The 15,643-nt window shown below is 50.2% G+C and carries 12 protein-coding genes and 2 pseudogenes; 3 read left to right on the forward strand and 11 right to left on the reverse strand.

What is annotated here, in order from left to right:
• From AACY52_RS27600 to AACY52_RS27650, 11 genes and pseudogenes are all read right to left on the reverse strand, one after another.
• A partial coding sequence (locus AACY52_RS27600) for a transposase (RefSeq protein ID WP_339561018.1) occupies positions 1 to 290 on the reverse strand: 290 nt, incomplete at its 3' end.
• 18 nt (positions 291 to 308) lie between these two features.
• Entirely contained in the window at positions 309 to 668 is a 360-nt protein-coding gene (gene tnpB / locus AACY52_RS27605; protein WP_339561019.1) for an IS66 family insertion sequence element accessory protein TnpB, read from the reverse strand.
• A 297-nt stretch (positions 669 to 965) separates the two neighbouring features.
• A complete protein-coding gene (locus AACY52_RS27610; protein WP_339420158.1) occupies positions 966 to 2,294 on the reverse strand; it encodes a tetratricopeptide repeat protein in 1,329 nt (442 codons plus the stop codon).
• Positions 2,295 to 2,639: 345 nt separating this feature from the next.
• Positions 2,640 to 3,488 (reverse strand): extracellular solute-binding protein, encoded by an 849-nt coding sequence (locus tag AACY52_RS27615; RefSeq protein WP_339420250.1) that lies wholly within the window; start codon positions 3,486 to 3,488, stop codon positions 2,640 to 2,642.
• A 434-nt stretch (positions 3,489 to 3,922) separates the two neighbouring features.
• Positions 3,923 to 5,467, reverse strand: a complete 1,545-nt coding sequence (mmsA, locus tag AACY52_RS27620) for a CoA-acylating methylmalonate-semialdehyde dehydrogenase (RefSeq protein ID WP_339420157.1) — start codon at positions 5,465 to 5,467, stop codon at positions 3,923 to 3,925.
• A 759-nt stretch (positions 5,468 to 6,226) separates the two neighbouring features.
• Entirely contained in the window at positions 6,227 to 7,705 is a 1,479-nt protein-coding gene (locus AACY52_RS27625; protein WP_339420155.1) for a PLP-dependent aminotransferase family protein, read from the reverse strand.
• Between the two features lie 192 nt (positions 7,706 to 7,897).
• On the reverse strand, positions 7,898 to 9,331 hold the full coding sequence (locus AACY52_RS27630; RefSeq protein WP_339420152.1) for an APC family permease: 1,434 nt from the start codon (positions 9,329 to 9,331) through the stop codon (positions 7,898 to 7,900).
• A gap of 455 nt (positions 9,332 to 9,786) precedes the next feature.
• Positions 9,787 to 10,520: pseudogene (locus AACY52_RS27635) on the reverse strand (IS5 family transposase).
• Between the two features lie 65 nt (positions 10,521 to 10,585).
• Positions 10,586 to 11,167, reverse strand: a complete 582-nt coding sequence (locus AACY52_RS27640) for a thioredoxin family protein (protein ID WP_339420150.1) — start codon at positions 11,165 to 11,167, stop codon at positions 10,586 to 10,588.
• A gap of 55 nt (positions 11,168 to 11,222) precedes the next feature.
• On the reverse strand, positions 11,223 to 12,131 hold the full coding sequence (locus tag AACY52_RS27645) for a LysR family transcriptional regulator (RefSeq protein WP_339420148.1): 909 nt from the start codon (positions 12,129 to 12,131) through the stop codon (positions 11,223 to 11,225).
• A gap of 69 nt (positions 12,132 to 12,200) precedes the next feature.
• Complete coding sequence (locus AACY52_RS27650) at positions 12,201 to 13,583, reverse strand: aminotransferase class III-fold pyridoxal phosphate-dependent enzyme (RefSeq protein WP_339420146.1); 1,383 nt, start codon at positions 13,581 to 13,583, stop codon at positions 12,201 to 12,203.
• A gap of 257 nt (positions 13,584 to 13,840) precedes the next feature.
• On the opposite strand from AACY52_RS27650, the gene AACY52_RS27655 reads away from it, so the two are divergent.
• The 3 genes and pseudogenes from AACY52_RS27655 to AACY52_RS27665 all read left to right on the forward strand — a co-directional run.
• On the forward strand, positions 13,841 to 14,200 hold the full coding sequence (locus tag AACY52_RS27655) for a putative sulfate exporter family transporter (protein WP_339420144.1): 360 nt from the start codon (positions 13,841 to 13,843) through the stop codon (positions 14,198 to 14,200).
• Positions 14,201 to 14,271: 71 nt separating this feature from the next.
• Positions 14,272 to 14,631, forward strand: a complete 360-nt coding sequence (gene tnpB, locus AACY52_RS27660) for an IS66 family insertion sequence element accessory protein TnpB (RefSeq protein WP_339420142.1) — start codon at positions 14,272 to 14,274, stop codon at positions 14,629 to 14,631.
• A gap of 18 nt (positions 14,632 to 14,649) precedes the next feature.
• Positions 14,650 to 15,643, forward strand: a pseudogene (locus AACY52_RS27665) (IS66 family transposase); the annotation flags it as partial.

Below are 15,643 nucleotides of genomic sequence, written 5' to 3' on the forward strand. Positions count from 1 at the left end.
AGTGGTTTGCGTTTGCCTCGGCGTTGGGTCGGGGCAACGACTTCTTCGTCAGACTCATCGGAGACCGGAACCGCGAGACTTTCGGGTTCATTAAAGAGCGCGAGCTGTGGCGTCTGCGGATCGACGGTTTGCTCTGATTTGCGCCCGAAAAAACGTTGACGCCATAGTTTGATCTGTTCTTTCAGGTCAACAATCTGGTCTTTGTCCACCTGACGCTCACTGAGCATCTGCACAAGCATTTGCTTGAGCAGAACCGGATCATCAGGGAGGTTGTCGGGCATGGAAATCATGGCCCGGATTATACCCAATCAAGCGACGAATCGCGGCGTCAAAACCTGATGCGGACGGTTGCGCCAGAGATCAAAACCGTCGAGCAGCCAGTTCAGTTCCTGAACCGTCAGGACAATGGCTTCATCCGTATCGTCAGGGGACGTTTTGAATCGTTCGGATTCGAGGCGCTTGAGCCAAAGGCAGAAGCCGTTGCGCTCCCAATAAAGTATTTTCACCCGATTACGGGGGCGATTCAGAAAAACAAAAAGCACGGGGTCGAACACCGCCACTTTGATATCCAATTCGACCAAGGCGGCGAGGCCGTCGATGGATTTTCGGAAGTCGACAGGCCTGGGGTAGAGGTAGACTTTTTCAACTTTGGCGTCGGGGCGCATCATAACTGCGGGCTCCTGATGGGAATCGGGAGCACAGCATCAGGCTTCAACGGGCAGTTTTGAATGTGTACATGGTGGATCGCTTACGATCAAACATCTCGACGGACGTAAATACTCCAAATAACCGACTGCATAGGAATAGAGTTTTTGGGAACGCAGCCGACATTCACGCAAGTTTCAATCCCTCTTGAGCGGCCAGTCAGGCTGGTCGTACTCCACCAGATCCCGCGCTTACGCAAAATAAGTTGTAATGATAGTTAGACATCTATTACTTCCAATTAGCAAATAGAATACGCACCCTCAAAGGGACTTAATCTGCTCAGCCTTGATGTGATTGTAAGTACTTTGGGGACGATGAATCAGCCGCTCACTAATGAGTGCATTAGCAAGGGGTTTGCGCTTGGCGCGAATCGCGGACTCCAGCAAGGTACGGGAGAAGACATCGCGCTGGGCAAGGCTCCCACCGAACAAATGACTTTTGTTATTCACACTCATTAGACGCTCGATACTCTTGGCATAATCACCTTGGGTGAACGCTAGAAGAGCCTCGCAGACAGGCAGGCCGACCTCTCGGGTCATAAAATGGTTCGAAGCCGACCGGTCACCGTATTTGACGTACTCCTTCAAACTTTTGATTTGATCGCTGGCCGTGGCGAAGTCGCCGCTTGCAGCGAGCGCGATCATCGCGTGAGCGTCGTTGAAGGAATAAAAATTCTGGCCAATCTTGGAGCGCCAGGAGTCAGCCAGTCGTTTAGCCCTATCAGCGACATCATGACCTTCCAGATAAACACGCCACAGGACCGAGGAACCGTCTAGCAAGACCATTGGCATTGGCTGAACGTTCGTCCAGTGGATGTATTTGTCATACGCCTCCAATGCGCCCGTCAGATCGTTGGACTCCAGTAGGAACAGGTCCAAATGCACAGCATTGTGCGAAACCATGCCGTTATCGGTTGACCACGTCGCCTCATGCTTGCGCATAAAACTGACGCCCTCCACGTAGTTGTTCTGCATTTCTAATGCGTGAGCGACCGCATGTATGCCCCAAATGTCCTTAGGATTGCGAGAAACAGCCTCACGCGCAGTTTGCTCAGCGAGTTCGAAATGCCCGGACTCTTCCTGACCGAAACTGAGCATTCCAAGCAAATAGCCATAGAGCGGGTGTTGTGAGTCCCATGCTCCCAATACCCTAGCGACACGCTCGTGCAGGTTACTCGCATCGCCCACGAGGAAATCAATTTGATGGCCGCTCAGGAGCGCCAGAATATCCGTCGGATATTCGATCAAGAGCTCGTCGAGTAGCACTGAGGCCCTATGGAGATTGCCCGCAACCCATGCTTCCAGAACCGCAACGTGCATACGCTCCCGACGATTGAACATTCCGGAAGCAACAGAGCGGATCACGTTAAGGCTATCCACTGCTGCCTTAAGGTCATCACGATCGGTGGACCATAGGGAAATATGTGCGTTAAAGACCTGCCCCATCACGAACGTCGGTTCGATCGCTAGCATTTCCTGCGCCTGAGGAACCGGGTCACCAAAACGACAAAGAATCGAAACTGCCTCATTGAAATGGCCCAACGCCATATCGCTGTGAACAGTAACATCGAGGTTATTAAGGTCTTTCATTTGCTAATTCCCGTTCTTCATGTGCAAAACCAAATGATCAATATCGTCACCGACTGCAACAAGCAAGTGAATAATCTTAAGCATCGATGAGTACAAAACCATAGAACCAACAACCAGAATTCGATGTGACACCGAATACTGGCCACGCCAAGATCTGAGAGTTCATTTGATCACTCGAAGCACTGACTGACCACAGAAGCATAGCTCAGGTTAGAAACTTATTTCAGAGACAGCACACTAGAGAGCCGGAGTACGCCCCCGGTCTTGATCGTCACCCAGGACCTCGTTAACAGACGGTCATACGCAGGTGTGTGGGCTATGATGGTGAAAAGGCGATTCTTCACATCATCGGATGGATACACCCGGATCGCCAGCAACCTCTTTCTTCAGGAAAGGCAAGGCTGCAAGGTAAGCCACAGCGGCGTAGGCATGGTTAGAAATGCTGGCAGCGCTCTGGCTTCTGAGGAGGAAGTCGATGAATTGATACGCCTCCTTCGGATGCGGCGCATCAGCCGGGATGGCCATCAGATCACACCAGACCAGGGTGCCCTCCTTGGGTACTGCATAATGTACGTTGACATTGTTCCCGGCTTCGGAAGCCCGATTCTTCGCCATCAATACGTCAGAGCCATAACCTAGCGCCATGCAAATATCGCCATTGGCGAGATCGCCCAGGTATTTGCTGGAATGAAAGTAACGAATGTGAGGCTTTACCTTTGCCACCAGATCGCTGGCCTTGCGGAGATCAGTTTTGTCCTCCGAGCTAGGATCCAGACCTGAGTAGTTAAGAGCAATCGCCATAACTTCAGAAGGCGAGTCCAGCATGGCGATGCCGCAACCAGCCAGTTTCGCTGCATATTTGGGATCAAAAATTATATTGAGTCTGTCGATGAGGACGTCTCCCAACCTGGCTTTGACTTTATCAACGTTGTATCCAAGGCCGACCGTACCCCATGCATAAGGCACACTTCGGGAGTTATCTGGGGCGTGGGTCGCGAGACGATGCATCATGGCCGGATCTAGATTCGCATTGTTCATCAACATCCCCTTGTCCAGGATGGTGTAAATACCTGCCTTAGCTTGTCTCTCGAGATAAGAGCCGCTCGGCACGACGACATCGCACCCCGTTATGCCGGACATCAACTTCGCCTCTAGCACTTCGTTGGAGTCATAGAGGTCGTAATTGATCTTGATACCGGTTTCCTGTTAAAACTGTTTCAATAAGGAAGGATCAATGTACTCCACCCAGTTATACACATTGACGACTCGCTCCTCCGCAATCGCGGTAATCGCAACTAACAAACAAATACCGAAAAATATTTTTATTATCATGCTTAACCTCGAATATGTTTTTTCAGGCTTTATATACTTCCACACCTCAAATTAACCTAGCTTACGAACGCCCCCACTCACCTTATCTTATTTTGCCATTTACTAAACACATCGAAGACATATGAGTTGTTTTCAAAACACCCATCCAGCCGAGGCGCCAAAGTAACCTTTGCCAAGCAAAACAGTTTTTAACGCAAAAAAAGTCTTAAAGCAGGGAATATTTAGATAGCAAAAAAAGCTTCTTACTTTCTGCCGAAAAGGGTTGCCACCGTAATCAGTGGCAACTTGTGAGAAATTTAGCTCGCAACACAACTACGGACAGATTGATCGCTAGGCTTAGCACTAGCACTACTGTCAAGTCTTGGATCGACGGTGCGCACAGTAGCGACTTTGTTCTGGGTGAAAAAGTCGATCGCATCCTTGCCTTGTACCTTATTGTTCCCCACCAGAGACCCCTTGATACCACCGAAGGGAAGATAAGGATGTGGAGCGCAAATGCCGACATTCACACCAATCATCCCGACGTCAGCCTCGCTGATGAATTTTTCGATGTAGAACGCGTTCTGTGTGAAGATGCAGGCACCGTTACCGAGCTTGTGATCTTTTATCATTCGTAGCCCGCCGTTGATACAGCCGACCTTCATGATGCTCAAAACAGGGCCAAAAATCTCTTCTTTGGCAATTGTCATGCAGGGCGTCACGCCCTCGAAAATGCTCGGCCCAACATAATAGCCATCAGCGCACTCAGGGGCGATGTCGGGATTGCGTCCATCGAGAAGCAGTTTGGCGCCTTCAGCAATGCCGATCTCGATGTAATTCTCAATACGCGCCTTGGCTTTCGCCGAAATCACAGGCCCCATGAAGACATCCGGGTCCATTGCGTTGCCCACGCGGATCTTCTTGGACGCCTCAACCAGACGCGCCACAAACTCGTCATAGATCTCAGGCACTACAGCGATATTGGAGACAGCTAGACAACGCTGACCAGCCGAACCGTAGCCCGACATCAGAATGTTTTCGATGAGCAGATCCATCGGCGCATCTTCCAGAGCAACAAGAAAGTTCTTTGCCCCCCCCAACAGCATGGTCTTCTTGCCGGTACGTCCACAGCCTTGAGCGATCGAATGCGCAGTAGGCGTAGAGCCCACCAAGCATACACCTACCACGTTGTCGTCGTTGTACCACGCCTCCACCGCCTCACGGTCGCCATGGACGATATTGAGAACACCTTTGGGCAAACCTGCTTTAATAAGAATCTCCATCATTTTCTGCATGAAAAGAGGAGATTCTGTAGAAGGTTTATAGACAAAGGTGTTGCCCGTTGCGATTGCAAATGGCACGAACCAACCAAACACCAACCCTGGGAAGTTGAACGGTGCGACACCGCAGAAAACACCGAGGGGAGCCTTGATGACGCGTCCGTTGATGTTGGTCGCTATACCTTGGATGGTCTCCCCCTGAATAAGCGAAGGCACTGCACACGCCATCTGAACGATTTCAATAACGCGTCCAACCTCACCCCGGGCTTCGGAAATGTGTTTGGCCTGGTCGACAGCAATACACTGAGCCAGCACTTCTAAATTGTCTTTCATGGACTGGTACAGCTGAAAAATCACGTTCATCCGCTTGGGCAACGGTGTCGAGCTCCAGGCAGGAAACGCCTCTGCTGCCGCTGCTACAGCGGCCCGTGAGGTCTGCTCGGAAGACATTGGCACCTCACCAATGACAGCACCAGTGGACGGATTGTAAAGCGGCACGTATTGACCGCCCGGCTCATCAAGCCAAACACCGTTGATGTGATTTTTGATCTTGTGGAATTCGCTGGTATTGATGGTGCCCATACTCTTCTCCATTTGTGGGTGATGCCGCAAGAAACGCCGTATCCGCCTGCATCAATGTGGAGATAAATTACTGGCAGCCCGGCATCAACACGTAGATCCAGCACAGCAAAAACGTAAGTACCATCCTCCTCACATAGCACTCCCAGAGCTCCTCGCCACTGGCTCGACGGAATTATCCGATCTGGTCCTATCGCAAACAGCTCACCAAAACTACGGTCAAGCACGGTAAGCAGTACGATGGGCTAACTTGTGAGGAAAGATTAGGGATAAGAACAACGGTGACTCCTACGTCTTTAACCTGGACCGGCAGCATGTATTCCGCCGCCCACCGGCGGAGTGATCATCATCGGACAAAGTTGTGCACCAATCGAGATGCATTATTTCTCCGGCGGTCTGACTTATTCGGGACACCCACTGGCAATGGCGGCACTGGCGCAATGCTCGATGCGATGGCTAATGAGGACATGAACGGTAACGCAATGTGGGTTGGTCACGATATCTTGGGCGGGGTCTCGTCGAGCTGATCGAGAAACACAAACTAATTGGAGATGTCCGTGGTATTGGCCTGTTCTCGGCCCTGAAGTTTGTAAGCAGCCGATCAAATTTCCCTTTCTCCTCAGATTGTCCCCGGACATGAAGGCCGATCTTCAGACCCGCGGGTTGCTGATCTTCAAGGTAGAAACCGGATCCAAGTATTCCGAGCGCTATTCGGCATAACGCAAGTACTGAGGTAGGTCAGCCCCTACCTCAACCAACGGATCAGCCGCCTCGATCTACGGCGAGTCGATCAATTATTTTGGCAATGATCTCAATACCCGGCCTGATTCGTTCTGTCGGAATGGACGAGTAGCCCAGTCGAAAATAATTGAGTGGTGGGCTACTGCATTGGTAATAGAGAGCTCCCACTTCCAATATCACACCTTCTTTCTCCGCCTCCTGCTTTAGTGCCCTTGCGTTTAGATTTTGACTTCCTTGAACCCAGTATGAAGACCCACCGAATACCGGTGGAGTGGTGGAACCAGGCAGTAGCTCCTTTAGGGCAACATTCATAGTGTTCCTGCGTTCCTCATAGACCTCCAAAAGATGGCGTATGAGCGAATCATGATAGCCGCGCTCAAGAAAAAGCCCGACAGCTCGCTGATTATTGGTCGGAGGGTGACGGATCATCATGCGTCGAAATTCACGCAACTCAACGATCAACTCCTTCGGCGCTACAATATAACCAAGTCTCAAACCGGGGGATAAAGTCTTCGAGAGACTTCCCACGTAGATAACTCGATCATGAACGTCAATGCTTTTAAGCGCCGGAGTCGGAAAACTTGAAAAATTTGTTTCGCATTCGTAATCATCTTCAATGATCAAAAAATCATCTCGAACAGCGCGCTCCAACAGTGCATGACGTCTTTCCATCGGCATCGTTACCGTGGTCGGGAACTGATGGCTCGGAGTGGTGAATATTAAATTGCAACCGCAGAGCTGGTCATTAATTAGCAATCCGCGCTCATCAATATCGAGGCAACGCTTACTGGAGCCTGCAAAATCTGCCATGTGACTCAGATCTGGATAACCTGGGTCTTCAAAGCCGAACACTGTGGAGTTGTCCAGCAACAAGTTCAGGATCATAAACAGGGCGTTCTGCGCACCTACCGTGATTAGAATGTTTTCTGGCTTTGCCCATATTCCGCGTCGAGGAAGTACTCGGGAGTGAATCTGCTGAATCAGCAATGAATCATCCGAATCATAGTGATCAGATGACCAGTTGCGAGACGGTTGCATGCGGACTGAATCTAGGCAGCACTCGCGCCAATGACTGACGGGAAACATTTCTGGATCGAGCTGGCCGTATATGAACGGATACGGGTACTGCTGCCAGTTGGACTGTTTGTTTAATCGCTTTGCAGATGGCTTTATTTTCAGAAAGGTCTCCCAATCAGGGGTGCTCACTGACTCTAAGACATCGCTTTCAGAGCGTCTTAGCTTATTCTTCAATATGTTGGGATCGACATAAAAACCTGCCCGTTCCCTCGAAACCAAATACCCATCGGCAATCAAATCCTGGTAGGCAATGATTACCGTATTTCTGGATATTTTGAGCATTTTGGCGAGCTCACGAGTTGAGGGTAGCGGCACCCCCAGAGGTACATGACCTTCGAGTATCGCCGTACTGATCTGCTCACGAACCTGCTGCTGTAGCGTCGAGAAACTATTGGATGAGAGTTGAAACAAGTGTTTAAACATTAGATAGAGCCTCGAACCTCTACAATTTTCTTGATTTACTTCCGGACCCAATCAAATCGACGCAGGTGAAAAACACTCTACCACTCCGGCTGCAGATCGGAACCCGGAAGAAAAAACAGATCGGCACAGTGCATGTCCGAAAAACGAAAAAACTGCCCCAAAATTGGGGCAGTGATGACAAATCAAAGCAACTCAGTTTTGCGACCCTTCCATGACGATAGAACCGATAATCTGATATTTTCGACGATCATAGAATCGGAAATACAAAGCCAATCCCCCTCCTATGGCAAAGCTGCCCAGCACGATCCAGGGAATAGCCTTGAAGAACAACGAACCTGCGGCCGCACCCGCCGCAAAGTCTAGGTGAGCGAACAACAGATACACCACATAAAGCATTCCGATTCCCCCAAGCAATGGAGCTAGGAATGTCTTGAACCAGTGGGCGTCGGCACGATGCTCAGGACGAACGTGGAAGAAAAAGATCACTGCAAATGCGCAAAGTGACTGGACGATCAGGATCCCCATCGTCCCCATCACCGCAAGCAATGCGAAGAGGTCTGCATATGGATCCTTGCCTGCGGCATAGAAGGCCAACACGATGGCCGTCGCAATGACAGTCTGAACAAATGAAGCGATATGTGGCGAACCATGATCCTCATGTGTACGCCCCACGGTTCTGCCCAGGCACTCAAACAGATTCTCGCGCCCCAGGGCGTAGATGTAACGTGCAGCGCAACTGTGGAACGCCATCCCGCAAGCGAAGGTACCGGTCACGATCAGAAGCTTGAAGACGACCACCGACCAAGCCCCAAGATAATCCCTTGCTGGAGAGAAAAACACTTCGGCACTAGTGGCAGGATCCTGTGCGAGCCGAATCGCCTCCGCCGGACCATGTGCAGCTACTACCATCCAGGAAACAAAAATGTAGAAAATGCCGATACCCACGACCGACAGAAGAGTCGCAATCGGAATGATCTTCTTCGGATTACGTGACTCTTCGCCATACATTGCGGATGACTCAAAACCGACCCAAGACCAGAACGCGAAGAACAATCCAATACCAGCGTTTGCGCCGACTATGTCTGCTGCGGGCGTGAATGCCATCAATGGATTGATAGACTCGGGAACGAGACCATCAGGACCTCCACCATTGAAAAGGACAGCGCCGGAGACTCCGGCCAACATCAGTATTTCGAGCACAAGACAAACGCCAAGAACCTTAGCCGTCAGCGAGACATCGTAGTAACTGAGCAGGCAATTCGCTCCCAACATCAATAAAGCAAAGTAAATCCAGTTCAGGTGAATACCGAACTCAGTGGACGAGAAATCTGCGGCAAAAAAAGCGAATATTCCAACCAGAGCAGCCTCAAAGACCACGTAGGTGACGGTCACAGCCACACCGGATGCCATGCCAACGACACGCCCCAAACCATGGGAAATGAATCCGTAAAACGCACCCGTCGCCGTGATGTATTTAGCCATCTGAGCATAGCCAATTGAAAACAGGGCCAGAATGATCGTTGCGACCAGATAGCCTGCGGGAGCATATTGACCATTGCCACTGCCGATGGCTATGGGAACGTTCCCAACCATCGCCGTAATCGGCGAAGCGGTTGCAATAGTCATAAACAGCACACCAATTAAACCGACTGAGTTTTTTCTCAAACGGTTAACGCACTTACCGCTCTCACAAGACTGGGGGGCCAGAGCACCACTCAGTATATTATCATTCATATAATCCCCTCACTTCCAACCGGTCCCTATATGATCTATAGGAATACCGAATCGATTTGCACTGCCATGAAATACCTCAGCAAAGCTGAAAAGCACATACATCATGCGCGCTTTCCGGATCTGCAGAGAGTTTATTGGATATCGAAAGACAACCCAGTAGGCACTATCGAGCAAACTTCAAAAATGGCTAGATCCAGCAAGACAAAACATATGGCTCCAGAAGAAAATCATCAAATAACAATGAGATAGAGGATATTTTCCCCATACAGACAACTTTTAAAGTGGAAAAAAAACCAAGCCTAGCCTCCAATTCATCACTTACCACCATGCTAGGCTCTGTTCCCGTTTCACATAGGTAGCCAAAGAAAAGCACAGGCCATGGCTACCACACTCTCGTAATTTCTCTTGAGCTTGTCGAACCGTGATGCCACCGCCCGGTAATGCTTCAACCGAGCAAAGGCGTTTTCCATCAGGTGCCTATTTCGGTAAAGCCCTGTATCCAGATCAGTGTTTAATTTCACAGAGTTACGCTTTCTTGGAATCACTACCTGCCCACCCTGTTGGACGATTTGCTCTCGGATCGCTTCGCTGTCATAGCCTTTATCAGCAGGGCACCTTGACGATCTACGAGGGAGCCTGAGTGCAGTCGTTTATCTGACCTCCGGTAATTTCGAAGGCAATCGGCAGCCCACAAGCGTCTACAGCCAAATGAATCTTGCTGGTGTTGCCTGCTCGGCTTTTCCCTATTGCTTCATCCTTTCCACTGGCAGCACCTGCACTGTGCTGGTGGGCTTTGGCATAGCTGCCATCAATGAAACCCCACTCCATATCGGGATCAGTCACAGGAACCTGAAGCACCTTGAGCCACTTGCCAGACGCAGACCAAGCATTGAAACGCTTTTAGATCTTGCTCCAGCTTCCGAAGGCATGAGGTAGATCTCGCCAAGGACACCCAACACGCATGCGATACAGAATGCCTTCAACTGTCATGCGCAGATCACGCTTTGTTGTAGATGGGCTCGTGAAGCAGAATTTCCCGTAGCTTCGGCCAGTGCTCATCGCTGAGCATGAGTCGGGGCATTGCAAGCTCGTATTGGTGTTGTGTGAGAACTGCAAGGATACAGCTTGTTCTTAAGGATCAATGGCTTAGCGCGAAACGGGAACAGGCCCTAGTGGAATCCTACGCCATTCCGCCAAAAATCTAGATTTAGAGAGTACCCTACCCTCAGCGATCTCAATAACGCCCAATATATCGGATACAGTTTTTTCCAGGTGCTTGCCAGCCTTGTAATCGCCAAGAGTATCCACTCCTTCATCATTCACAATGAAGTTGGGACGCTCGACAAAGGTACCAACCAATTGATAATCAAAATCAAGAACCGCAACCACCGGCATAAGTATTTCGTTTAACCCCAGCCTTTCTTTGAGATCTTCTTCACCACGCCCCTTAGAAATGATAGACATGTCGATCTTACGCTGAATCTGACAAATGTAATTGAAAACTGGAATACTTAAGTGACAATCAGGGCACCACATCTCCCCTACCACCAGTAAGTTATAATCTCCGACAACAGAGAAAAGTCGCTCGAGTGTTTTATGAGAAACGCACGCCCCTTCTGACAACTTTCGCTCAATTGCGTGAACAGCGAAAACTTCAGAGTCCAGGCCACCGTATACGAAGCTCCCAAAATCCTGACCGATCTCAAACAACTCCTTTAATGAAACCATTACAGTCTCCTATGCTCGATGGTGTAAAATGACTACTCAATCACCCACGCGCCAATCAAAGCGGCGCCATCAACAGCTCCATAAATAGACCCGCCAGGGCTGTGATAGGCCGCTTCCGAACATGAACCACATACAAAACACGCTTTAAAACATTAATTCTAGACACCGAGTAAATCACCACATCCCCCACCAACACCAGCTCTCGTACCGACCTGCGATGGTAATATCGTTGCGCCCATTCCTGCAGCAACGGCTCTTGCAATACCTTCTTACTACCAATCTCGATGGTGTTTGCCGTTTTAATGCCCAGGCTGTAAAGCATTTCCATAGCCACAGCTCTGGTTCCAGAACCTTGCTCTCGCAGTATCCATGTGGGTGCAGCACCTATTCCGTGGTTGACGTACAAATCCAGTGCGTCAATCAAAGATGGATGCGTAACAATCTCAAGTTCCTCCTCTTGCCAACGGGTCGCGCTGAGCCGCTCGTTTTCGACGACACCCTCGACAACTGCCATATCGACGTCGTAATCGAGCAAAGCCTGACACATAGACTTGGTATTTCCCAAGATGACGCAAAGGTCGAGATTAGGTGATGCCTTCTGCAGCATAGCCAGATAGGAGGGGAGCCAGTAACCGACTACGGTAGTGCTAGCTCCTATCACAAGCCTTCCGCTTTTCTGGCTAAGCCTCGCTTGAATATCATCGATTGCGGCCTTCTCCAGTTCGAAGATTGCGTATGCGTGACCATACAGTGAGGACCCACTATCGGTAAGAATCACTCTTCTGGAATTTTTAGGACCGAGTATCCCGCGCTCCACCAAAGGTAATCCTAATTGCTCCTCCAGCTCTCGCACTGCTTTCGACACTGCGGGTTGGCTTATGTAAAGACGCTCAGCCGCCTTGGAAAAACTTCGTTCCTGCGCGACATTGAAAAAGATCCTGAGAAGGTGCAGATTTATCGACACGAATCCTCCACACTTAAGAAATGAGCAACACAATGAGCCTGGCAGGAGAACGCATCACCTATTAAAAGTTTAACAACATGCAGCTAAAGCGCTGTCCAGCGCACAAATTATCTCGTCAATATCGTTTTTTGTAACAATGAGCGGCGGCGCTAAGCAAATGTTGTTATTTAGCGTTTTGAAAGACCGGTTGGTACGACCGATGATGACGCCCTTTAGCATACAGTGTGCAGCAATAGCCATACAGATGCTTTCATCCACCGGTTCTTTGGTGACGCGACTTGATACGAGCTCAAAGCCAGCGAATAAACCCTTACCGCGGACGTCACCAATCATCTCGTACTTATCTTTAAGTTCCATCAATCTGGCTCTTAAGTAATGGCCTTGAACAGTTGCATTATCTAGAAGTCCTTCGCGTTCAATAATGGCCATATTGGAGAGCGCCGCCGCAGGCCCTGCAGCACACCCGCCGAAAGTTGAAATGTCACGGAAGTAGTCTAGCCGGGGATCGAAATCCTCTTTGAATAGCTGAAAAACTTCTTCAGTGGTCACTGTGCAGGAAATCGCCGCATAGCCTGAGGCAAGCCCCTTGGCCATCGTGACAATATCGGGTTTAACATTGTAATGCTGGTAGCCAAACCAGGTGCCAGTGCGACCCAATCCGCAAACAACTTCGTCGATGTGTAGCAAGATGTTGTACTTCTTACAAATTGCCTGGACATGCTCGAAGTACCCCGCCGGGGGCTCAATGATTCCGCCACCGGCCGTGATCGGTTCCAGACAGAGGGCGCCAATCTCATCAGGCCCTTCCCGCAAAATGACGCGCTCGATTTCTTCAGCCGCCCAACGACCATAGTCGCTTGTATCGGCACCGTCTTGAGCTCTGTATTCACAGCAATGGGGAACCTCAACGAAGCCAGGGGTCAGGGGGCCGTACTGCTCTTTACGCTCGAACTGGCTAGTCGCACTCAATGTAGCAATGGTGGTGCCATGATAGTCACGTTCGCGAAATAGGATTTTGCGTTTCCTGCCACCATATTTCTTTTCAGAAATCTGTCGAACGATCTTAAAGGCCTTTTCATTTGCTTCCGAGCCAGAGTTAGAATAATAAACACGGCTCATACCCGGCATCTTTTCAATAAGCTTTTGCGCGAAATCCGCCGCGGGGACATTTCCCGCTGTCTGAGCGAAATAATGCATCGCTACTAATTGACCCCTTACCGCATCGGCGATCTCAGCTCGCCCATACCCTACATTAACCGTCCAAACACCACCTGAAACCGCATCTAAAAAGCAACGCCCCTTCACGTCCCAGATTCTGGCGCCCTCCCCTCTAACGATAACCAACGGATCAGCATTATCAAACGCACTGTGCTGCGTAAGGTGATGCCATACGTGCTTGCGGTCTGTTTCGACGATGGTGGCGGAATCAAAAGGGATCGTTATATTTTTCATTGCAGTGCCTATTTCATAAAAGCCCGATGCTACGCTGGCCACCCTTTCTAGCTAGATCCAACTCCTCACAAAGCATGGGACCACTACTGAAGCAAGCCGAAACACGGCCTGCCGCCCCCCTAACACTTCATAACACCACTACAAAATGCATAACCTAAAGTTATGTAAAGGTGAAAATACTGTATTTGATGATTAAGGACGTGCATCCGTAGTCTAACGCCAAATTCCCTCCTTTACCTCAAACGGAATAGAAAGACGTGACTACAACTGCTAGCTCGACTCATGGCAAAAATAAATCAACAACAAGCTTAATAAAAAACCCGTCTTTCTGGAGAGGGCTAATACTGGCAACATTTATTGCATTGCTGAGCCTCTTTCTTGCAGATACCACATTAATCAAGCAATATGGGTTATCCGCTTTGACGATTGCCATCGTTATAGGCTTTTTTATCGGCAATACCATTTTTCCAGCTATTTCATCCAGCACGATCTCAGGAGTGGATTTTTCGAAAAGTCGTCTCTTGCGGATAGGGATCGTCCTGTATGGCTTCAGGATAACGTTCCAGCAGATAACGGATGTTGGATGGAGCGGTTTGGCAATTGTAAGTGATCCATGATCCACACAGTCCAAGCTCACACTTGATCCCCGATGCTGCGCTCCCGATCTCTTTCTGGAGCCAGCCCGGCCATGATGCGACCCGACGCCAAAGTCGAAAAAGTGTACCTCTACCCCAAGCCGGTGGACTTTCGAAAATCCATCGACGGCCTAGCCGCATTGGTCGAACTGGATATAAAAGTGGCGGTGTTCGATCCAGTGCTTTTCGTCTTTCTGAACAAGTCCCGCAACCGCGTGAAGATCTTGTACTGGGAGCGCAACGGCTTCTGCCTTTGGCTCAAGCGCCTCGAATCCGAACGATTCAAAACGTCCCCTGACGATACGGATGAAGCCATTGTCCTGACGGTTCAGGAACTGAACTGGCTGCTCGACGGTTTTGATCTCTGGCGCAACCGTCCGCATCAGGTTTTGACGCCGCGATTCGTCGCTTGATTGGGTATAATCCGGGCCATGATTTCTCTACCCGACGACCTTCCTGATGATCCTGTTTTGCTCAAGCAATTGCTGCTTGAGGCACTCAGTCGCCAGGAAGAATCGGCGCAAGCTTATCAGACCCATATTGTTGACTTGAAAGAACAGATCAAGCTGTTGCGCGACCGTCTGTTTGGGCGCAAGTCCGAGCAAACCGTTGAGCCCAACACGCCACAATTGGCCTTGTTCAACTAACCTGAAAGCGAACCTATGCCGTTGGTAGGCGATGCCGATGAAGAAGTCGTTGCACCGACACCTCGCCGTGGCAAACGCAAGCCGTTGTCGGCTGAGTTGCCACGTATAGAAGTTATCCATGAATTGCCCGAACACGAACTGACCTGTGTCTGTGGTTGCCGCAAACATGCCATCGGGGAAGAAACCAGCGAGCAGTTGGATATCGTGCCGATGCAGATCCGCGTCATCAAACATATCTGCAAGATCTACGCTTGCCGAGGCTGCGAAACTGCACCGGTGACCGCTGACAAACCGGCCCAATTGATCGAAAAAAGCATGGCCAGCCCCAGCGTCCTGGCGATGCTGCTGACCACCAAATACGTCGACGGTCTGCCACTGTATCGGTTCGAAAAAGTCCTTGGCCGACACGGCGTCGACATCCCACGCCAAACCCTGGCGCGCTGGGTGATCCAGTCCTGCGAACACTTTCAGCCGCTGCTGAATCTGATGCGCGACCGGTTGCTGGAAAGTCCGGTGATCCATTGCGATGAAACCCGCGTCCAGGTGTTGAAAGAGCCGGATCGAGACCCGACCAGTCAATCCTGGATGTGGGTGCAAGCCAGTGGTCCGCCTGATCGAAAAGTCGTGCTATTTGATTACACGTCCAGCCGTGCGCAGGAGGTGCCGTTGCGCTTGTTGGGTGATTATCGCGGCTATCTGATGACGGATGATTATGGGGGCTATAACGCTTTAGCGTTGCAACCGGGCGTTGAACGTTTGGCTTGTATGGCCCATGTAC

Source organism: Pseudomonas sp. EA_65y_Pfl1_P113 (genome assembly GCF_963970525.1).
Classification (GTDB): Bacteria; Pseudomonadota; Gammaproteobacteria; order Pseudomonadales; family Pseudomonadaceae; genus Aquipseudomonas; species Aquipseudomonas tritici.

Bases quoted from the DNA above. Each gene is read 5' to 3' on its own strand.
- AACY52_RS27625 (WP_339420155.1), bottom strand. From the start codon at position 7,705: ATGTTTAAACACTTGTTTCAACTCTCATCCAATAGTTTCTCGACGCTA.
- AACY52_RS27640 (WP_339420150.1), bottom strand. From the start codon at position 11,167: ATGGTTTCATTAAAGGAGTTGTTTGAGATCGGTCAGGATTTTGGGAGC.
- AACY52_RS27650 (WP_339420146.1), bottom strand. From the start codon at position 13,583: ATGAAAAATATAACGATCCCTTTTGATTCCGCCACCATCGTCGAAACA.
- tnpB (WP_339420142.1), top strand. From the start codon at position 14,272: ATGATGCGACCCGACGCCAAAGTCGAAAAAGTGTACCTCTACCCCAAG.
- AACY52_RS27630 (WP_339420152.1), bottom strand. From the start codon at position 9,331: ATGACTATTGCAACCGCTTCGCCGATTACGGCGATGGTTGGGAACGTT.
- tnpB (WP_339561019.1), bottom strand. From the start codon at position 668: ATGATGCGCCCCGACGCCAAAGTTGAAAAAGTCTACCTCTACCCCAGG.
- AACY52_RS27610 (WP_339420158.1), bottom strand. From the start codon at position 2,294: ATGAAAGACCTTAATAACCTCGATGTTACTGTTCACAGCGATATGGCG.
- mmsA (WP_339420157.1), bottom strand. From the start codon at position 5,467: ATGGGCACCATCAATACCAGCGAATTCCACAAGATCAAAAATCACATC.